This is a genomic window from Sorangium sp. So ce281 (assembly GCF_051527395.1).
Lineage (GTDB): Bacteria > Myxococcota_A > Polyangia > Polyangiales > Polyangiaceae > Sorangium > Sorangium cellulosum_B.
The window spans coordinates 3,681,440-3,699,354 of record NZ_CP150322.1; the positions used below are offsets into that span (position 1 = coordinate 3,681,440).

12 protein-coding genes are annotated in these 17,915 nt (G+C 73.2%); 6 read left to right on the forward strand and 6 right to left on the reverse strand.

Going from position 1 to position 17,915, the window contains the following annotated elements; translation table 11 throughout:
• Positions 1 to 59: 59 nt before the first annotated feature.
• Together WMF27_RS14065 and WMF27_RS14070 are read left to right on the forward strand one after the other, a co-directional pair.
• Entirely contained in the window at positions 60 to 482 is a 423-nt protein-coding gene (locus tag WMF27_RS14065) for a tellurite resistance TerB family protein (protein ID WP_437768362.1), read from the forward strand.
• Between the two features lie 766 nt (positions 483 to 1,248).
• Positions 1,249 to 2,142 (forward strand): serine/threonine-protein kinase, encoded by an 894-nt coding sequence (locus tag WMF27_RS14070; protein WP_437944530.1) that lies wholly within the window; start codon positions 1,249 to 1,251, stop codon positions 2,140 to 2,142.
• Positions 2,143 to 2,151: 9 nt separating this feature from the next.
• Here WMF27_RS14070 and WMF27_RS14075 read toward each other — a convergent pair whose 3' ends face one another.
• Positions 2,152 to 3,369 (reverse strand): hypothetical protein, encoded by a 1,218-nt coding sequence (locus WMF27_RS14075; RefSeq protein ID WP_437768361.1) that lies wholly within the window; start codon positions 3,367 to 3,369, stop codon positions 2,152 to 2,154.
• A gap of 248 nt (positions 3,370 to 3,617) precedes the next feature.
• Between WMF27_RS14075 and WMF27_RS14080 the strand changes: the two genes are divergently transcribed.
• From WMF27_RS14080 to WMF27_RS14090, 3 genes are all read left to right on the forward strand, one after another.
• On the forward strand, positions 3,618 to 4,730 hold the full coding sequence (locus WMF27_RS14080) for an S-(hydroxymethyl)glutathione dehydrogenase/class III alcohol dehydrogenase (protein ID WP_437768360.1): 1,113 nt from the start codon (positions 3,618 to 3,620) through the stop codon (positions 4,728 to 4,730).
• A gap of 225 nt (positions 4,731 to 4,955) precedes the next feature.
• Positions 4,956 to 6,503, forward strand: coding sequence for an aminopeptidase (locus WMF27_RS14085; RefSeq protein ID WP_437944188.1), 1,548 nt, complete (start codon positions 4,956 to 4,958; stop codon positions 6,501 to 6,503).
• Between the two features lie 198 nt (positions 6,504 to 6,701).
• The gene (locus WMF27_RS14090; RefSeq protein WP_437768358.1) at positions 6,702 to 7,424 is read left to right on the forward strand and encodes a type II toxin-antitoxin system RatA family toxin; all 723 of its coding nucleotides are present in this window, start codon (positions 6,702 to 6,704) and stop codon (positions 7,422 to 7,424) included.
• A gap of 115 nt (positions 7,425 to 7,539) precedes the next feature.
• Here the strand turns inward: WMF27_RS14090 and WMF27_RS14095 are convergent, their stop codons facing one another.
• The 4 genes from WMF27_RS14095 to WMF27_RS14110 all read right to left on the reverse strand — a co-directional run bounded on the left by WMF27_RS14095 (position 7,540) and on the right by WMF27_RS14110 (position 16,155).
• Positions 7,540 to 9,231: a right-handed parallel beta-helix repeat-containing protein gene (locus WMF27_RS14095; protein ID WP_437768357.1), complete on the reverse strand. Its 1,692-nt coding sequence runs from the start codon at positions 9,229 to 9,231 to the stop codon at positions 7,540 to 7,542.
• A gap of 62 nt (positions 9,232 to 9,293) precedes the next feature.
• Positions 9,294 to 10,187: a LysR family transcriptional regulator gene (locus WMF27_RS14100; protein WP_437768356.1), complete on the reverse strand. Its 894-nt coding sequence runs from the start codon at positions 10,185 to 10,187 to the stop codon at positions 9,294 to 9,296.
• Positions 10,188 to 10,327: 140 nt separating this feature from the next.
• The gene (locus WMF27_RS14105; RefSeq protein ID WP_437768355.1) at positions 10,328 to 11,569 is read right to left on the reverse strand and encodes a putative metal-binding motif-containing protein; all 1,242 of its coding nucleotides are present in this window, start codon (positions 11,567 to 11,569) and stop codon (positions 10,328 to 10,330) included.
• Positions 11,570 to 11,646: 77 nt separating this feature from the next.
• Complete coding sequence (locus tag WMF27_RS14110; RefSeq protein ID WP_437768354.1) at positions 11,647 to 16,155, reverse strand: DUF2339 domain-containing protein; 4,509 nt, start codon at positions 16,153 to 16,155, stop codon at positions 11,647 to 11,649.
• A gap of 295 nt (positions 16,156 to 16,450) precedes the next feature.
• Here WMF27_RS14110 and WMF27_RS14115 point away from each other — a divergent pair, with 295 nt between their 5' ends.
• Positions 16,451 to 16,717, forward strand: a complete 267-nt coding sequence (locus tag WMF27_RS14115) for a hypothetical protein (RefSeq protein ID WP_437768353.1) — start codon at positions 16,451 to 16,453, stop codon at positions 16,715 to 16,717.
• A gap of 22 nt (positions 16,718 to 16,739) precedes the next feature.
• On the opposite strand, the gene WMF27_RS14120 is transcribed toward WMF27_RS14115, so the two are convergent.
• Positions 16,740 to 17,627, reverse strand: a complete 888-nt coding sequence (locus tag WMF27_RS14120; protein ID WP_437768352.1) for a DNA adenine methylase — start codon at positions 17,625 to 17,627, stop codon at positions 16,740 to 16,742.
• Between the last annotated feature and the right edge of the window lie 288 nt (positions 17,628 to 17,915).

Below are 17,915 nucleotides of genomic sequence, written 5' to 3' on the forward strand. Positions count from 1 at the left end.
TGAGCGGGCTCAGGGGCGCTGTGTCGAGCGCGGCCGTGATACGCTATCCTGAGGACCTCATGATGGAAGAAACGCAGCTTTCGTTTCGTCACCTCGAGATCAACAGGCTCGAGGCGATGGTCGAGATCATGTTCCTCGCAGCCTACGCTGACGGATCCATCAACGAGGCCGAGCGCGCCGAGCTCGCGCGGCACGTGATGGCCATGAGCGAGGGGCGCATCGGGGCCGACCTCGTGGAGTCGCTCCTCTCCATCATCGAGCGCTCGGTGCGCGACGAGGGCAGGAGCGGCCGCTTCGCGGCGTTGCGCGTCCGCCTGCCCGACGTGCGGATGCGCGAGGCCGCGATCGAGCTGGCCGTCCGCCTCGTGGCCGCCGACGGCGTGATCCACGAGAGCGAGCACGCGCTGCTCGTCGAGGCGGCCAGGGCCCTCGAGGTGCCGATCGCGTTCAAGGGGCGCGTCGTGCCCGGCTCCGCCCGCTGAGCGGCGCGAGGGGGCGACCGCGCCACGGCGACCCCGGCGCGCGCCCCCGTGGGGGCCTCGCTGGCCATCGGGCGATCCTGACCGACATCCGCTGTCGATGTACCCGTCGAGCGCCGGTGTGGCGTGCAGGGAATGCGTCGTGCGACGACCGTTGCGCCGACGGATCGGTCGCGCGCTCGTCCCGGAACCGCGCCGGCGGACGACGCGTCGCGGTCGCGGAAGACGCGCGCGCCGGTCGCGGCGGACGGCGCGCAGCCCCCGGGGCGGGCCGATGGCTGCGGGCGCCGGATCTGATGCCTCCACACCGCAATCCCGGCGCCGCGGCGGGCGGGAAAGAGGCGGATCTGAGGCGATTTTCATCGGCCTGCTCCTTGCAGCACACGTGGGCAAGGACATGGACAGCCACCGAACTGACAGCTCCACGACGCCACATGGCGGCTCGATGGATCCCGCGTCGAATCGCTCCCGCCCCCCGAGCGGGGGCCGAGCCTCTCAGCGTGCGTACCGCTCGCCGCGGTCTCCGCGCTGGCCTTCCTCTCACCGCCCTCCGTTCGAGCCCGTCGACCTCCGGACGTCGGGCCGCCTGTCGCGGCCGTCCGGCTCGGCCTTCCGTCACGGCGGGGACGTCGCGCCGCTGGAGACGCCGAGCGACGCTCCGGCCACCCCGGCGAGCGTACCGCCCGCCACGCTGCGGACCGGCCTTGCCGGCGCGCCTCCCCCCGCTGCCGCCCTGGCGGTTCCTGCGAACGACCCGTGCTCCGCCGCGCTGCGGCGCTACGCCCCAGGCGACGTCCTCGGGGGGCGCTATCGCCTCACTGAGCTCCTCGGAGAGGGCAGCATGGGCGCCGTGTGGAAGGCGCGGAATCTCTCCTTGAACCTCGATGTCGCGCTGAAGCTCATCCGTCACGACTGCGCCGTCCCCGAGGCCGTCTCGCGGCTGACCCGGGAGGCGCAGGCGACGGCGCGGGTGTCGCACCGCGCCGCCGTGCGGATCTTCGATCTCTGCTTCACGGAGGAGGGAGAGCCGTTCGCGGTGATGGAGCTCCTCCAGGGCCGGTCGCTCGCCCAGGCGCTCGCCGAGTCGGGCGCGATGTCGCCCATCTCCGCGGTCCAGCTGCTTCTTCCCGTGATCGGCGCGCTCGGCGCGGCGCACGGCGCGGGGGTCGTGCACCGGGACGTGAAGCCGGCGAACATCGTCCTCGTGCGCGAGGGCCGCCGCACGGTCCCCAAGCTGATCGACTTCGGGATCGCGTTCACCGCGGTGCGCGCGGCGGGCGACGAGCGGAGGGAAACGCTGGTCGGGAGCCCGGCCTACATGGCGCCCGAGCAGGTCCGCGGCGGGCAGGAGTCGGACGCGCGCGCCGACGTGTGGAGCGCGTGCGTCGTGCTCTACGAGCTCGTGAGCAGCCGTCGCCCGTTCGGCGGCCCGAGCAGCATCTCCATCGTGCACGACGTGCTGCGCGCCGCCCCGCCGCGCCCGGAGGCCCTCGAGCTGCACCCGCGGCTCTGGGAGATCATCGAGCGCGGCCTGGCCAAGGACCCTGACGGGCGCTTCACGACCATGGCGGCGCTCGGCCGCGCGCTGGCCCAGTGGGCGATCGCGGCCGGGGTCGCCCACGACGTGACGGGCGCGTCTCTCGTCGACTACTGGCTGTCGTGAGAGGGGCTTTCAGTACGTCACGCCGCAGCCCTTCGCGTCGGCGAAGGCCTTGATCGTCTCGAGCTCGGCCGTGGTCGCGTCGCTGTAGGCCCAGCTGATCGCGCCCGCGTATCCCTGGCTGTACCAGCTCTCCAGGAGCGTCGGCAAAGCGGCCGTCGCCAGGCCGGCGATGGGGAAATCTCCCATGATGACGGGCTTGTCCGTGATGCCGTAGTCCTTGGGCGACTGGTTGTATGGCCAGTACAGGTTGACCCGGTCGTTGATATGAAATGTGTAGAAATCGACGTCGGTGTTGCGCCAGGACTGCGCCCACTTCATCGACGCCGAGCCGATCGTGACGAGCGCCGTGCTCTCCGCGCGCAGCGCCTGGATGGCCTCGCCGAGGAACGCCGCCATCTGCGCGTGCTCGACCGGGTCCACCTGGGAGTCGGGTTCGTAGCGAGGGCCGTCGTCCGGGCTCGGTCCGGTCATGGCCAGCTCGGGCTCGTTGATCACGTCCCACGCGACCATCCGGTGCCGGTAGGGGCTCTGCGCCACGGCCCTGGCGATCGGCCGGACGACCTTGTCTATCAGCTTCGCGCGCCGCTTTGCGTCCTTCACGATGGAGGTGATACCGATGGTCTTCACGTCGGCGTCGAGCCGGGTCGGGTGGAAGTTGTCGAACGAGAACAGGCAGAACACCAGGTTGACGTCCGCCTGCTCCGCGAGCTCGAGCGCCTTCTGGACGTCGCGCCGCGCCGTCCCGCCGAGGCCGGTCGGGTTCTCGCTCGTGTCGAAGACGACGCTCTCGCCCCGGATCTCCGGCAGCATCCACCACCGCACGACGCTCGCCCCGTGAGCACGGATGTCGGCGAGGTTCTTCGCGTGCGTCTCCGCCTCGGCCGCGACGCCGCGCTTGTCCCACGCGGCGATGCCGCCGAAGTCGCCGGCGAAGTTGTGCCACGCGTAGTTCATTCCGAACATGAAGCGCTTCTTGCAGCCGATCGTGATACCAGCGCTCTCCGCGGGGCACTCGTCGACACACGCCACGGTGTCGCTCGGCGCGCCTCCCTGTCCTCCATGGCCCCCCTCGGAGGAGGCGCTCTCGCCGCCGCCGCCGCCGGCGCCGCCAGCGCCCTTGCCGGCCGCCTCGCCAGCAGGCGGGCTCTCGCCGGTGCAGGCGACGAGGACCAGCGCGGCTGTCGTGATGAGCGCGCGGAGACCCAGTGGGCAACGGAGTGTGTTCATAAGGACAGCGGGGTGATCGTACGCGTGCTGTCACGCGAACGCCATCCTCGGGTGGGGGCGCGGGCAGCGAGCGGGCTGCGCATGCGGGCAGGCCGGGCGGCGCAATGCGGGCAGGCTGGACGGGGGGGCGAGGCGGGGCGGCGCCAGCGGGGTTCCCCTTGAAACCTGCTTCCCCGCCCGGCTATTGGAGGGGCTCGGGCGCCGCTCGGGCCCCGAACGCCCCGCTTGCGGGAGGAGAACCACCGATCATGAAAGCGCGCGCAGCCGTGGCCCACAAGGCCGGCGAGAAGCTGACGGTCGAGGACGTCCAGGTGGAGGGCCCTCGCGAGGGCGAGGTCCTCATCGAGATCAAGGCGACGGGCGTCTGTCATACCGACGCTTACACGCTCTCGGGCAAGGATCCGGAGGGACTCTTCCCCGCGATCCTCGGCCATGAGGGCGCGGGCGTCGTCGTCGACGTCGGGCCGTCCGTGAAGAGCCTCAAGAAGGGCGATCACGTGATTCCCCTCTACACGCCCGAGTGCCGGCAGTGCTCTTATTGTACGAGCGGAAAAACCAACCTCTGCCAGGCCATCCGCGCCACGCAGGGGCGCGGGCTCATGCCGGACGGAACGAGCCGATTCTCGATCGGCAAGGAGCGGATTCACCATTACATGGGCACGTCGACCTTCTCGAGCTTCACCGTCCTGCCCGAGATCGCCGTCGCCAGGATCCGCGAGGACGCGCCGTTCGACAAGGTCTGTTATATCGGCTGCGGCGTGACGACGGGTATCGGCGCCGTCATCAACACCGCGCAGGTGAGGCCCGGCGACAACGTCGTGGTCTTCGGCCTCGGCGGCATCGGGCTGAACGTGATCCAGGGCGCCCGGATGGCCGGCGCCGACATCATCGTCGGCGTCGACATCAACCCGAAGCGCCGCGCGCTGGCCGAGCGGTTCGGCATGACCCACTTCGTCAACCCGAGCGAGGTGGCGGGGGATCTCGTGCCCTACCTCGTCGATCTGACCCGGGGCGGCGCCGATTTCAGCTTCGAGTGCATCGGCAACGTCAAGGTGATGCGCCAGGCGCTCGAGTGCTGCCACAAGGGCTGGGGAACGAGCATCATCATCGGCGTCGCGGGGGCCGGCGAGGAGATCGCCACGCGCCCCTTCCAGCTCGTCACCGGGCGCGTCTGGAAGGGCACCGCGTTCGGCGGCGCCAAGGGGCGCACCGACGTTCCCAAGATCGTCGACTGGTACATGGAGGGCAAGATCAAGATCGACGAGCTGATCACCCACACGATGCCGCTCGACGACATCAATCACTCCTTCGACCTCATGCACGAAGGCGAGTCGATCCGCAGCGTCGTGCTCTTCTCCTGAAGCGGCGCGGAGCTCGACGCCGGCCGCCTCGCGCGTGACCGCAGGGGCGGACGAGCGCACTGGGCCGCTCGCCGCGCGGGCATGGCGCGCGCCGAGCGCGGCGCGCGCGCCAGGCCTGCGCGCCATGGCCGCGCGCCATGCCTGCTCTTCGGGGCGCATGTCGGTGCCCTATCGGCGGCGACGGGTGCTGCAAAAATGCTGACCCATGTGACATCATTCGCCGCCATGGTCCATGTCACCTCCCTGGCGGGGCTGCCCGCCAACGCCCTCGCGGAGTCGAACGCGGCGATCGCGGCGTGTGATGCTGTCGTCCTCGTCGCGCCATCGCCCATCGCGAAGTACGCGGGGGGGCTCGGGTCCGCCGTGGGCGCGGTGGTCGAGGCGGCGGCGCGCGTCGACTCCGCGCTCGAGGGCAAGAGTGCTCCGCTCGTCCTGCCGGCGCCGGGGGTGCCTGGCGGGCGCCTGGTGCTCGCGCCGATGGGGCCTCTCTCGGAGGACATCGATGACGTCCGCTCCGTCGCGGAGGCCGCTGCGGCCGGCTTCGCGCGGGCGGTGGACGCGGGGGCGAGCCGGCCGCTGCTCGTCGTGCGCGCTCCGGTGGGCGCCGCGCCGCGGTTCGCGCGGGCCGTGGAGGTGGGCGCGCTCGCCGCGCTCGGGAGCCAGTGGACGCCGCTCGAGGCGCGGGAGGCGGAGATGGCCCCGCGCTCGGCCGAGTCGGTCGCGGTGCTCGGGCTGTCGGAGGCCCGCGCCCGCGAGATCGCGGCCATCGAGGTCGGTCGGGCGCTCTGCCGCGACATCACGGGCACCGAGCCGGAGCGGATGGCGCCCCGCCGCGTCGCCGAGATGTGCGAGGCGGCGTTCGCCAGGACGGGGGTGCTCGTCAAGATCGAGCGCAACGTCGATGACTATCCGCTCATCAGCGCGGTCTCGCGGGCGTCGCGGGTCGTCGAGCGGCACCGGCCGTGCGTCGTGCGGCTCGACTACAGGCCTCGCGGGGAGATCCGGCGAACGGTGCTGCTCGCGGGCAAGGGCGTCACCTACGACACGGGCGGCGTCGATCTGAAGACCGACGGGCACATGGCCGGCATGTCCCGGGACAAGGGCGGCGCCGGCGCGGTCGCCGGCCTCGTGCGCGCGGCCGCGGCGCTCGGCCTGGAGGGCGTGCGCATCGTCGGGCTCCTCGGGCTCGTGCGCAACAGCATCGGCGAGGAGTCCTATGTGAGCGACGAGATCATCCGCAGCCGCGCCGGCGTGCGCGTTCGGATCGGCAACACCGACGCCGAGGGCCGCCTCATCCTGGCTGACCTGCTCGCGCTCGGGCGGGAGCTCGCCATGAGCGGCGCGGCCGACCCTATCGTGTTCTCGGTCGCGACGCTGACCGGGCACGTCTACCGCGCCCACGGGCCTTATACCGGCGCGATCGGCAACTCCGCCGCGCGGCCGGAGCTCGACAGGCTCGACGTCCTCGCGGAGCGCTGGGGCGAGCCGATGGAGCGCGCCCGGCCGCGGCGCGAGGACTACGCGTTCGTGGCGCCCCGATCGAGCGCCGAGGACGTGGTGTCCTCGAACCGCCTCGCCTCGGTGAACACGCCGCGCGGGCACCAGTTCCCCTTCGCGTTCCTCGACATCGCCTCGGGGCTCAAGGGGGGGGCGCTGCCGTTCATCCACCTCGACATCGGCGGCGTCGGGGTCGAGTCGGCGGACTGGCAGTTCGGCCGCCCGACCGGCGTCCCCATTCCCAGCTTGACAGCCTACCTCTCAGGCGAATCCTAGCCGATAGCAGCGGGAAGGAGGAGACAGGGGGCCTTCCGAGCACTCGTGGAGAGTCCGGAGGGAGCTCGTGTTTTCCGCGCTCGATGGGCGGGTGATCCGTTCTCGGTGGCAGCGTGGGGGGCGGCCCGCGCGGATGTGTCGCGCGGTATCATCGGGGCGATGGGGGCGGCCGGCACGTCGCTGGCAAGCTGGGCCGTCATGCGGAGAACTCGCTCGACCACGACCGGCCATCGCGCACCGATCTCGCGCGCGCTCGCCGGGGGACTCGCCCTCGCGGCCGCCGCGTGCAGCACGGGGGAACGGGGGATCAACCTGGATGTACCGCGCCTGCCGGCACAGCGCGACAGAGGCGATGTCCTGCCGGCTGCCACGAGCGACGGCGAGCAGGCCGAGCGCGCGCAGCCGGCGCCCGATACGACCGGGATCACGAGCATGGCAGTCCCGATCGGAAGCACCGGATTCGCGCGTGGACGGTCGACGGTGGTCGTGAAGGGCTCGCTGGAGCGCGTGCGCGCCGCGGTGCTCTCGTTCGAGCGTTATCCGGAGTTCATGCCGCACTACAAGAAGTGCCGCCTGCTCGGGCGCACGCCCGCGGGCGGGTGGGATCTCTACATGGAGGTCTCGGCCCTTTCGGGCGCGGTCACGATGTGGGCGCGCATCGAGATCCAGAAGCCGGTCGTCGAGGATGGCGTCGAGACGTACTCATCCCGCTTCATCTCCGGCAATGTGCAAGATCTCCAGGCCACCTGGCGGCTCGAGAAGATCGACGCCCAGTCGATGCGCCTGTCCCTCGAGGTGTTCCTCCGGCCGAAGCTGCCGCTTCCGAAGAGCCTCCTCAACGCGGAGAACCTGGACGGCTCGGCGCGCGCCGTCGCAGCCATCCGGGCGCGTGTCGAGCAGCCGCAGGACGGGAATCGCTGACGCGCGCGCGAGCGAGGCGGAGAGGCGGCGAGGCCGGCGTCACGAAAGCCGCTCGCCGGGCGCGCTCGCCCGTGGCCGGTGATCGCCGCGCGGCGGCGCGAGGCGCTCGCGGCCCTCAGGGCAGCCGGGTGCTGAGGTTGGCTATCCCGTCCGAAGGGCCGTCGAGGGGATGGGAGCCGAGCGTCCATTTGCGGACCGGCGTGCCCGGCGGCAGGCCGACGTAGTTGTGGCGGTGCCGGGACCCGTTGAGGTGCGCCCGGTTGCCGGTGAAGGCGCTGAGCCCCGCGGGATCCTCGTCCTGGATGCCGTAAAGCGTGTTCCTCGACAGCGTGTTTCCCTCGACCAGCGCGCGCGCGCAGGCCCTCAGCCAGATCCCTTTGCCGTCGTTGTTCGCGGACTGGCAGCCGATGATCCGCGCGTCGCGCTGCGTGTCGAGCAGGAACCCCGCGCCCTTCTGCGGATCGCCGCGCGACGGACCGGCGTCGACGGGCGGGGCCGGCGGCTGCACGAACAGGGGCGCGCGGTGGACCGTGTTGCCGTCGGCGATGCAGTCGACGAACGCGTTGCCCTCGCCGCCCACCAGGCCGCCCTGCGGATCCGCGAGCGGCGTCGAGGCGATGAACCCGGCCGCGAGCCCGTCGTCCTCGGCGGTCCCGCTCGCGTTCCTGTTCCCCACGGCCACGCAGCGCCTCAGCACCACGTGGCGGGTCGAGTGGAGCGCGAAGCCGCCGGCGGGCGCGTTCGCGCTCGCGCCGTGGTTGCCGAGCGCGCGGCAGCCCTCGATCAGCCCGCGGTACACCGCCCTGCCGATGCGAAAGCCGAGCGCGGAGAAGTCCTTGACCGCATCGGCGGACGCGGCCGGGTTCGCGTTGTAGTTCCCGTCCGCCTCGCACTCGACCATCTCCAGGTTGCTCGTGGTCGAGATGTTGAATCCGCACGCGCGGTTCCCGGTGAGCGTGAAGTTCCGGTTCGCCCTGCAGCGCAGGAATTTGTAGTTCTCTCCCCACGCGAAGAAGCCGGCCGGCTCTCCGCCCGACGTGTTGTCGTGCGCCTCGCAGTCCTCCACGAGCACGTTGCGGCAGATGACGAAGTCGGCGCCGACGACGTTGAACTGCACGCCGCTCGGCTGGGCGCTGGTGTTCGCCGTGCGGTTGAACACGCACCCTTTGACTTGCACGTCGTCGCAGAACAGGACGAGCGCGCCCAGCGTCACGACGAAGTCGAGCCGGCTCGTGTTCTCCGAGCACACGCAGTTGATCATCCGGATCCCTGCTGCGAAGGCGACGCCGCCGGCCGCGTCCCGGGCGCCCATCACGAAGATCCCGCCGTTGCGGCACAGGAAGCCCGTGTCGAACACGCCGTCGCCGCCGCACCGCCGGACCGACAGATCGAGCAGATCCAGCTGGCTGCACGCCCTGGCGGCGATCCCCACCCCCTGGATCCCGAGCACGCTGCCGTTCCTGATGACGAGCCGCGTCCTCCCCTCGGCGAACACGCCCACGTTCCCGGAGACGACCTCGCCCCGGCAAGGCCTCGCGCCCGGGCCGGGGGCGAGGACGGGCGCCGGAGGGTCGATCTGCCGCAGCGTCCTGCCGCGCAGGTCGAGGGTGACGTCATCGCTCGCGATCGTGATGGCCCGCGCGTTCGCGTCCGGCGCCACCCAGTCGACGTCTTCCACGAGGGCGTACACGCCGGGCGTCGTGATGACGAAGGGGGCGCGGCGCTCCGGGTCCGGTCCGCCGTTGATGTCCTGCGCCGTGATCGGCGTCGCGGGGAGGCGCGCGCTGGCGCCGGGGAGCTCGCTCATGGTCCTCGGCCGGGAGTCTACGCCGCTCAGCCCGCTCCGCGCGGCGCTGGCGAGCGCGCGCCTCACTGGATCGGCACCGCGCGCAGCGACTCGGCGAGCTTCGCGTAGAGCGAGGTCCGCGGGTCGTCGCGCCGGTAGATGAGCCGGAAGTGATCGCGCGCGAGGGGCGCGGACGGCAGGAGCCGCTTCAGCTTGCCGCCGCGGAGCTCGGCGGCGACCATGTGGCGCGGCAGCACGGCGACGCCCTCGCCGGCGAGCACCAGCGCCTTGATGGCGGCGCCGAGCCCCACCCAGCGGTGCCGCGCGAACGCGAAGCAGCCGGCGCCGCCCGCCTGATCCGCGAGGTACCGGAACAGCGGCATGGTCGGGTCGATGTCGAGCAGGCAGTGCCGCGACGCGTGCTCCGGGCGGGCGAACGCCTCGCGCCGGAGCAGCTTGGGGGAGGCGACGAACGCGTAGCGCTCCTCGTGCAGCGTCTCCGCCGCGAGGGTCGTGGCGCTCCAGCGCGCGCTGGTGACGACGCAATCGACGCTGCGGTCGTAGAGGCGCTTCAGCAGGTCGTCGGAGGCGCCGAAGTAGAGGTGGAGCGTCAGCTCGGGGCGCCGCCGCGTCAGCGCGCCGAGCTGGGGGACGAGCCACGACATCCCGAGCTCGAACCGCGTGCCGAGCGTCAGCTCGACCGGCGCGGGCGCGGGGCCCATCGCGCTGCGGAGGCAGTCCTCGGCGAGCGCCAGGCACTGGCGGGCGCGCGGCAGCAAGGCGAGCCCGCGCGGCGTCAGCTGCACCCGGCGCGTGGTGCGCTCGAACAGCGGAGCGCCGACCTGCTCCTCGATCTGCCGGATGCGCTGGCCGAACGCGGCGGGGCTGAGCGCGACGGCGCGCGCTGCGGTCCGGAAGTTCAGCGTCCGCGCCGCGGCCTCGAAGCAGGCGAGGTTCTCCAAGGAAGGGAGCAGCATCGCGGTATTGTATCGTTTTGCGCAACAATCCCTGTCGTAAAATACGGGATCGCGCCGGCCACGGCGCGCGGTCCACCTCGCGCCGCGCCGCGGCCGGCGCGCGTGATCCGGAGGGCTCGGGTCGTCCGGACGCCGGGGCGCTACCGGGGATCCTCGACGGGCGCGGTCTCGAGCGGGACGGTGCCGCCGTTCGCGACCCACTTGAAGCCGTCGACGAGCGCGGTCGAGTCGAGCCTTTCGTCGCCGGTGTCGAAGATCATGAACCGCAGCTTGAGCTCCTCGCCGCCGGTCACCGGGGCCCGCGTGCGCAGCCAGCCGGTCGCGCCGGCGTCGTTCCAGAGCCCGAAGCCGGTGCCCTCGAGCTCGTCCGTCCCGAGCGGGCACGCCTCGCAGACCTCGAAGAAGCTGAGTTTGACGCTGACGGGGTTGCCAAGGCTATCGAACGAGAGATTGCCGTTGAGCGACCCTGGCGGGGCCGGCGTCGCCAGGGCGACGAACTGGTCGTTGAAGCAGTCCTCGACGAACTCGGGGTATTCGAAGGTGTAGAACTTGAACGCGAACTCGTAGCCTGTCGCGTTCGTCGGCGTGCGGAGGACGAGCTCGAGGGCGATGTCGTCGTTGATGTTCGCCGAGGGACCGCACTCGAGGCTGCCTTGCGGGAAGCCGGGCGGCGCCTCGCCCGGCCCGTAGTTCTTGCAGCTATCCGCGTTGCACGAGCCCGGCCACCGGGCGATCCGGGCGCGACCCGAGGACAGGACGAGCAGGCGGGCCCCGCCCTGCGGGCGCACGTTGGGGCCGAAGGAATCGAGCACGCCCACCGCGGGCGAGGGCTCCGCGGGCGAGCCGTCGCCGCGCACGTACTGCGCGCTCAGCACGCCCCACTTCCTGTCCCCGGGCGACGCCTTGGCGCAGAGGTCGATCGCGTGGGCCCCGTGGATGGCGTCGAAATCGGCAGGAGCGATGTTCCTGTCGCAGGCCGGCGGCGCGTTGTCGATCACGCCATCGCAGTCCTCGTCGGCCGGCTCGGGCACCGCGCCGCTCTGGTCGGGCTCCGTGATCACGACCTCGACGGCGCCTGGGTTGACGTTCGGGTCGCCGTCGTTGCAGTCGCCGTCCTCGATGGTGAACCCGTCGCCGTCCTCGTCGGGCGACGGGCCCTCCTCCGCCGGCGCGCCGCCGTCGCCGAAATCGGCCCAGGAGCCCGTCGACTCCACCCGTCCGCCGGCGCCCGCCTCCGCGGTCGTGGCGCTGGTCGCGCCTCCGCCGCCGCCCTCGCCAGGCGCCTGCCGGTCGCGCGCCGTCGCGGAGCACGCGCCCGAGGCCCAGAGCGCCGCCCCGACGCTCGCGCAGAGACCCAAGTAGACGAAGCGCCCGCCTCTCATGGTGCATCCACCTCGATGGTTCGTCCGGACCGCCGGAGCGCCGCGTTCCCGGCGACCTGCGGCAACATGCGAGCACATCACGGCCTGGGCTCGCTGTCTTCTGTTCGCTGCCGCGGCGGCGTGGGGTCGTCGGGCGGCGCGCCTCGCTCGCCTCGCTCGCCTCGCTCGCCTCGCTCGTCTCGCTCCGGTTCCCCTCGCTGGAGGAGCCGCGCGGCCCACAGCGAGAGCGCGAGCAACCCGACGGCCAGCGCGCCCCCGATCGGCGCGCGGTGCCGCTCGGTGAACGGAAGGTCGCGCGCGACCGGGGCGGCGCCGAGCCCCGGGTTTGCCGCTGCGGCGCGGAGCCTCGCGGCGGGGGGACGCTCGCGCGCGGTGGGGTCGAGCAGGTCGACCAGATCGTAGCTCGGGCGCTTGCCGAGCGTGTCGCCGACGTAGAGCCAGTGCGGCCCCGGCCGCGCGGCGCGGAGCACGATCTCGCGCGCCCGCACCTCGCCTTGCGCGCCCGAGAGGGAGAGCGGCGCCGAGTCGCCGTCGTGGATCGTGAGCCGGAGGAAGCGCTTCCGGGTGGGGCTCAGCGGGATCCGCGTCGACGCGAGCGAGGGCCCTGACGCACCGTGCGGATGGATGCGGTGGATCATGCCGCTCCCCACGGCCGGCCAGACCGCGCGGTACGTGGTCGAGGCGACGTCGACGCGGCGGCTGAACTCCGGCGTGGCGACGTCGAGGAGGACGGCCTCCAGCGGCGCGCCGTCGGCGCCGGCGTCGAGGGTGACGAGCGTCGTCTTCGCCTCGCTGTCCCGCTGCGTCTCGACGATCGCGAGCGGCAGCAGCGCGGGGGACTCGGTGGGGGCCTGCGGCTCGCACGAGACGGCGCCGCCCGTGATCCGGACCTCCGCGGCCGCGTCGCGCGCCGGGGCGCCCTCGGGGACAAGGCGGATCCGGACGAGGGCGGCGCGCGAGAGGGGATAGCGGACCGACAGGTGCTCGACCGTCTCCGTGCCCTGGGGGATGCGGTACACGTAGGCGCCGCGCGCGACCTCGCTGAGCGCCCTCGGATCCGCGCCGGTCTCGACCCGCGCCTCGCGGAGGAAGCTGCCGCCGGTGACGCTGAGCTCGACGCGGCAGTGGCGCGTGCCGAGCGCGTCGAGCGCCCAGGTCGCGTGCGCCACGCCGGCGGCGTCGACCCCCGGATCGAGCATCGTGGCCGCGATCCGCCCGGAGGCGTGCGCGGCGCCTGGCTCGCGGATCACGTAGGGCACCTCGGCGCCGTCGGGGCCGGCGATGCGGACGTCGGCGAGCAGCTCTTCCGCGCGGCTCTCGCGGTAGAGGTCGAGATCGACGTCGACCCGGTGGTCGCCGGCGGCGTCCACGCCCTCGATGGGCCGGACGAGCGCGTGCCTCCCGGTCGGGAGCGCCGCGCCGGTCTGCGCCTCGGCGGGCCGCGCGAGGCTCATCGCCGCGAGCAGCGCGAGCGGCCCGGCCGCGCCCCGCGATCCGGCGCGCAGGAGCGTCACGAGGCGCCGGCCGAACCGCGCGTAGAGGAACCCTCCGCCGACGAGCAGCGCCCCGACGCCCGTGAAGAGGGCGATCTGGTAGATGCGCTCGACGTGCCAGACGTCCCAGGTCACGAGCTTCGCGATGGTGACGGCGAACAGGGAGAGCCCGGCGTAGCGATGGAAGGCGTCGCGCGCCGCGAACCCCGCGGTGAGCAGCGCGATCGCCGCGAGGGCGAGCACGAGCGTGGTCGCCATCGCGAGGCTGCCTTGCTGGCCCTCGAGGGCGGCGCGGTGCTGCACGGTGAGCTCGGCGAACTCGGCCGCGTCGAGCGGGGCAGGGGGGGCGGCGGGGAGCGCGGTGATCGCGCTCCGCACCTCGAGGACGACGGTCGTGATGAGCAGGGCATACCCTGCGCCCAGCGCCGCGGCCGCGGCGCCGCGCAGCTCGGCGCGCGCGGCGTCCGGGGGGCGGGCGAGCGCCGCGCGCGACAGCAGCCGCCCCGCGGCGAGCAGGGCGGCGCTCACGCCCGCGAACGCATAGGTCCTCGCGTTGAGCAGGACGGGAACCGCCATGGTCCCGTCGCGGCCGTGCGTCGCGAACCAGGTCGTCACGAGCGCCTCGGCCTCGGCCCGATCGACGACGAGCGCCCGCGCGAGGGCGGCGGCGAAGAGCAGCAGGGTGACCGCGAGCCAGGCGCGCTCGCCGGTGCGCGCGGCGATCGCGGCCGCCACGGCCGCGAGGATGCTCCAGACCACGGTGACCGTCGCGCCGCCGAGCCCGAACGCGACGGCCGCGGCGAACAGGGCGAGCGCCTGTCCGAGGAGCAGGGCGATGCGATCGGCGGGGGGCGCGGCGCCGGCGCGGGTCACGCCGGCGCGGAGGAGCGCGGCGCCGAGCGCCAGGTCCAGGGCGCCGGCGCCCGCGGTGAGCAGCGCGCGGAGCGTCGGCGCGTCCTCCGGCGTGGCGCCGAGCGCGGCCGCGACGAACCCGAGCGTCGCCACGCACGCGGCGAGCGCGTCGGACCACGAGGGCGCCGGCGCGCCGGGCTCGCGCGTGCGCCGCGCCGAGGCGCCCGCGGCGCCGAGGAACACCAGCATGACGAGCGCTGATGCGCCGAGGAACCCTGCGTTGACGGCGCTCACGGCGTCGACGGCCCCGGCGGCCGCCGAGGCGCCCGCGTCCGCCGGCGCGATCGCGAAGCGCGCGGCCGCCGCGAGCGCGCCTGCCGAGACGAGCGCCGCGGCGAGGAGCAGGGCGGGGAGCGCGGCGCGCGCGGCCGTCCACGCCGCGAGGGCGGCCGCGCCCGCGAGCGCGAGCGCGAAGAGCGCCGCATCGTCCTCGATCAGCAGCATGCCCGCCGTGCAGGCGAAGAGCGCCGCGCCGGCGGAGCACGCGATGGCGGTCTTCCGATCGAGCTGACCTGTGAGCCCGGCGCCGCGGAGCCACCCCGCGAGGTAGACGAGCGTCCAGGCCGCGACGAGCGCGACGAGCGTCGTCCGGTGCGCGGCAGGCGCGTCCGCGAACGTCGCGGCGAAGGCGAGGAAGGCGGCGCCCATCGGCGCCAGCAGCCAGGCGCCCTCCTCCGGCGCGCGCAGGGCGACCAGCGACGCGAGCGCGAGCGCGATGGCGGTGGCCGTGAGCGCGCGCGGCGCGTCGAAGAGCAGCGCGGTCGCGCCCGCGTGGGCGAGCACGAGCGCGGCGATGCTGGTCGCCGTGGCGTCCGCGCGCGCCGCGACGCGGAGGACGCCGGTCGCTGCCCCGCCGGTCAGCGCGGCGCTTCGGTCGGGGCTCGGGGCGGGCGCGCGGCGCAGCCACAGCGCGCGCACGATGCCCTGCGCCGCGGCGAGCGCGACGAACGCGAGGGGCGCCGCGCGCGCGGCGAGCGGGAAGTAGGGCCCCGGGAGCGCCTGCGCGGGCGAGTCGAGCCAGGGCGCCGCGTCCGGGTCTCCGCTGGCCGGGGCGGCGCCGGCGTCGAAGTGCGTGGCGTACCAGCCCCAGAACAGCGCCGTATGGCCTGCGATCGCGAGCCACGGCGCGACGCGGAAGCCGAGCCTCGCCGCGACGGCGTGGGCGACGCTCGTCATGAGCAGGAGGTAGCCGAACAGCACGAGCGGCCGGTCCTGCCCCGTCGACAGCACGACGGGGTTGAGGAAGCCGGCGACGAGGCTGAGGATCAGGATGGCCTCGCCGCGGTGGCGGAGCGCGAGGCCGGCGCCGAGCAGGAGGAGCACCGTGTCCGCCGCGAACGCAGCGGGGATCGGGATGAGCTCGTACAGCGCGGCGCTCGCCCACACCGACGCGATCAGGACCGAGAGGCCGAGTCCGAGGAGCGTGTGGACGAAGCGACGCTGCGCGCGCTCGCGGAGCACCTCGGCGATCGCGAGGAGCGCGGCCCCGGTCGCGGCGCCGATCGCGACGCGCCCGAACGGCCCGATCCAGGCGTTGTCCGAGGCGTACTTGAAGAAGAAGAGCGCGCCGAGCAAGAAGGTGGTCGCGCCTGCGCGGGTGAGCCAGGTGAGGCCGAGCCGCTCCTCGATGGAGGGTCGCTCCGGGGCTTCGCGGTGCGCGGGCGAGCCGGCGCCGAACGCGCTCGCGTCGAGCGTCGCCGTGGGGCGAGGCGCTGGAGGAGCGGCGGGATCCGGGAACGCGACCGCGGGGGGCGCCGCGGCCTCCGCGGCGGCGAACGCGGCGGCGAACGCCGTGGACGCGACCGCCGGCGGCGCGCCGGCGGTCGCCGCGTCGAGCGCGGGCGGCGCGCCGGCGGTCGCCGCGTCGAGCGCGGGCGGCGCACCTGCGCTCTCGGGGTCGAGCGCGGCTTGCCCCGCCGCTGGGGGCGGGATCGCGCCCTGGGCCATCGGCTCTTGCTCCAGGCCGTGTGTGCTTCGCGGGCTCTCCGCCGCTGCGGTGAGCGCTGCGCGGCCGCGCTGTCCGGAGAGCTCGGCCACCCGGTGCTCCAGCGCGTGGATCCGAAGCTGCAGGTCCTCGTTGCGCCGGTTGGCCCGGACGGCGAACACGAAGGCGACGAGCGGGGCAACCAGGAGATAGGCGACGAGCGCGAGCCCGAAGAAGACGACGATTCCTGCCCCCATGCATGCTTCGTAGCATGGGGTGCGCGTCGCAGGCGCCGCCCGTCCGCGCGATGGTGTTTGTGCTGTTCACGCTGCTCGCGCTGACGGCCCCATCGGAAGGCGAGGACCTTTCGGCGCGCGCTGGGATTCGGGTAAGGTGCATCCGCATGAGGAACACACGCCTGCCTGATCGCCGCGCGCCGGGCGCCTGCTATCTTCCCCGTGTTCCCGGACGGCGGCGTTGCTCGGGGGGGGAGCGCGGCCATTCGGGAACAGTTCTTCTGTCCTCTCGACCCTCTGCGCCGGAGACGTCACGATGGTGAAGCACCCGACCGTCTCTGCATGGCAGCGGGATCACGAGGAAGGTGGTTATACGGCCGAGTTGCACGGCTGGACCTTGCGGGTCCGCTGGATACCCGAGCGCCCGGGGGAGGTCCGCGGCTTCGTGTGGGAGGCGGTCGATCCCTCGGGGAACAAGGTCACCTCGCGCGAGATCCACGAGGAGATCGAGGTGGCGATGGCGTACGCCGAGGAGCGCGCGGCCCCCGATCCGAAGAAGCACGAGGGGAAGACCGTCGATTGAGCCGCGCGCCGCGGCGCCGGGCTCAGCCCGCCTTGTCTGCGGGCGCCGCCTTGCGGCTCCGTCTGGCCCCGTAGTTCCGGATCACGATCTCCCCCACGCGGCCTCTGGCGTCGCTCTTCGCGTTGATGCTCCGGAGCGCCGCGACGCGGTCGATCTTGAACCGCTTGTAGAGCGGCGGGATCTCCGGAACATCGGAGTTCGAGAGCATCACCTGGACGCCTCGCCCGTCGAGCTCCGCGAAGAGGGCGGCGAGGCGCTCCTGGTCGCGGAAGCCGAAGCCGCCCGCGCTGTAGGACGTGAAGTTCGCGGTCGGCGAGACCGGCGAGTACGGCGGGTCCAGGTACACGAAGTCACCTTCCTGGGCGTGGTCGAGCACGCGCTCGAAGTCGCGGACCTCGATCTCGACGCCCTGCAGCGCCGCCGAGCAGGCCCGCAGCTGGGGCGGGTTGCAGATGGACGGCTTGACGTAGCGGCCGAAAGGCACGTTGAAGCGGCCGGCGCTGTTGACCCGGTAGAGCCCGTTGAACCCCGTCTTGTTCAGGAAGATGGTCCGCGCGGCGCGCTCGGGCAGCGTGAGCGAGGCGGGATCGACGTCGCGAACCCTGTAGTAGTGCGCCTCCTCGTAGGCGTGGCCGCCCAGCGCGGCGATCACCTCGTCGACCCGATCGCGCACCGCCCGGTAGCAGTCGATGAGCTCGGCGTTGACGTCCGTCAGCGTCGCGCGCTTCGGCTGCAGGCAGAAAAAGAGCGCGGCCCCCCCCATGAAGGGCTCGAAGTAGCGCCCGTAGGACGCGGGGAGGAGCGGCTGGAACTGCCGGAGCAGCTGGCCCTTGCCGCCCGCCCATTTGAGAAACGGGCGGGGCGTCACGGGCGCGTCGTCGTCGGAGTCGGTGACAAGGGCGGTGGTCATCGCGCAATACTGGACGCCAACCTACCAGGGCGCGCGATCGTCCTCAACCGCCGAAGGCCACCGCGTGCGAGCACCCTGGTCCGACGCGCCTCGCCGGTCCGCCCCCGACGCGCGGGTGCCCGGGGCCATGGGTCTCTCCAGGCTAGGTCGTTCTATGTCCACGTCGCGGCCCCGTCGGGCGGCGATGTGCCTTGAGGTCGACAGTGGATGTTGGTCTGATTTGCTAGTGATTCCGATTGCTTGTAAGCATGCGTGAGCGTGCGTGTCCCGGCTGGAGCGCCGCCCGGA

Bases quoted from the DNA above. Each gene is read 5' to 3' on its own strand.
- WMF27_RS14105 (WP_437768355.1), bottom strand. From the start codon at position 11,569: ATGAGAGGCGGGCGCTTCGTCTACTTGGGTCTCTGCGCGAGCGTCGGG.
- WMF27_RS14065 (WP_437768362.1), top strand. From the start codon at position 60: ATGATGGAAGAAACGCAGCTTTCGTTTCGTCACCTCGAGATCAACAGG.
- WMF27_RS14090 (WP_437768358.1), top strand. From the start codon at position 6,702: ATGCGGAGAACTCGCTCGACCACGACCGGCCATCGCGCACCGATCTCG.
- WMF27_RS14080 (WP_437768360.1), top strand. From the start codon at position 3,618: ATGAAAGCGCGCGCAGCCGTGGCCCACAAGGCCGGCGAGAAGCTGACG.
- WMF27_RS14075 (WP_437768361.1), bottom strand. From the start codon at position 3,369: ATGAACACACTCCGTTGCCCACTGGGTCTCCGCGCGCTCATCACGACA.
- WMF27_RS14100 (WP_437768356.1), bottom strand. From the start codon at position 10,187: ATGCTGCTCCCTTCCTTGGAGAACCTCGCCTGCTTCGAGGCCGCGGCG.
- WMF27_RS14110 (WP_437768354.1), bottom strand. From the start codon at position 16,155: ATGGGGGCAGGAATCGTCGTCTTCTTCGGGCTCGCGCTCGTCGCCTAT.
- WMF27_RS14085 (WP_437944188.1), top strand. From the start codon at position 4,956: ATGGTCCATGTCACCTCCCTGGCGGGGCTGCCCGCCAACGCCCTCGCG.
- WMF27_RS14120 (WP_437768352.1), bottom strand. From the start codon at position 17,627: ATGACCACCGCCCTTGTCACCGACTCCGACGACGACGCGCCCGTGACG.
- WMF27_RS14115 (WP_437768353.1), top strand. From the start codon at position 16,451: ATGGTGAAGCACCCGACCGTCTCTGCATGGCAGCGGGATCACGAGGAA.
- WMF27_RS14095 (WP_437768357.1), bottom strand. From the start codon at position 9,231: ATGAGCGAGCTCCCCGGCGCCAGCGCGCGCCTCCCCGCGACGCCGATC.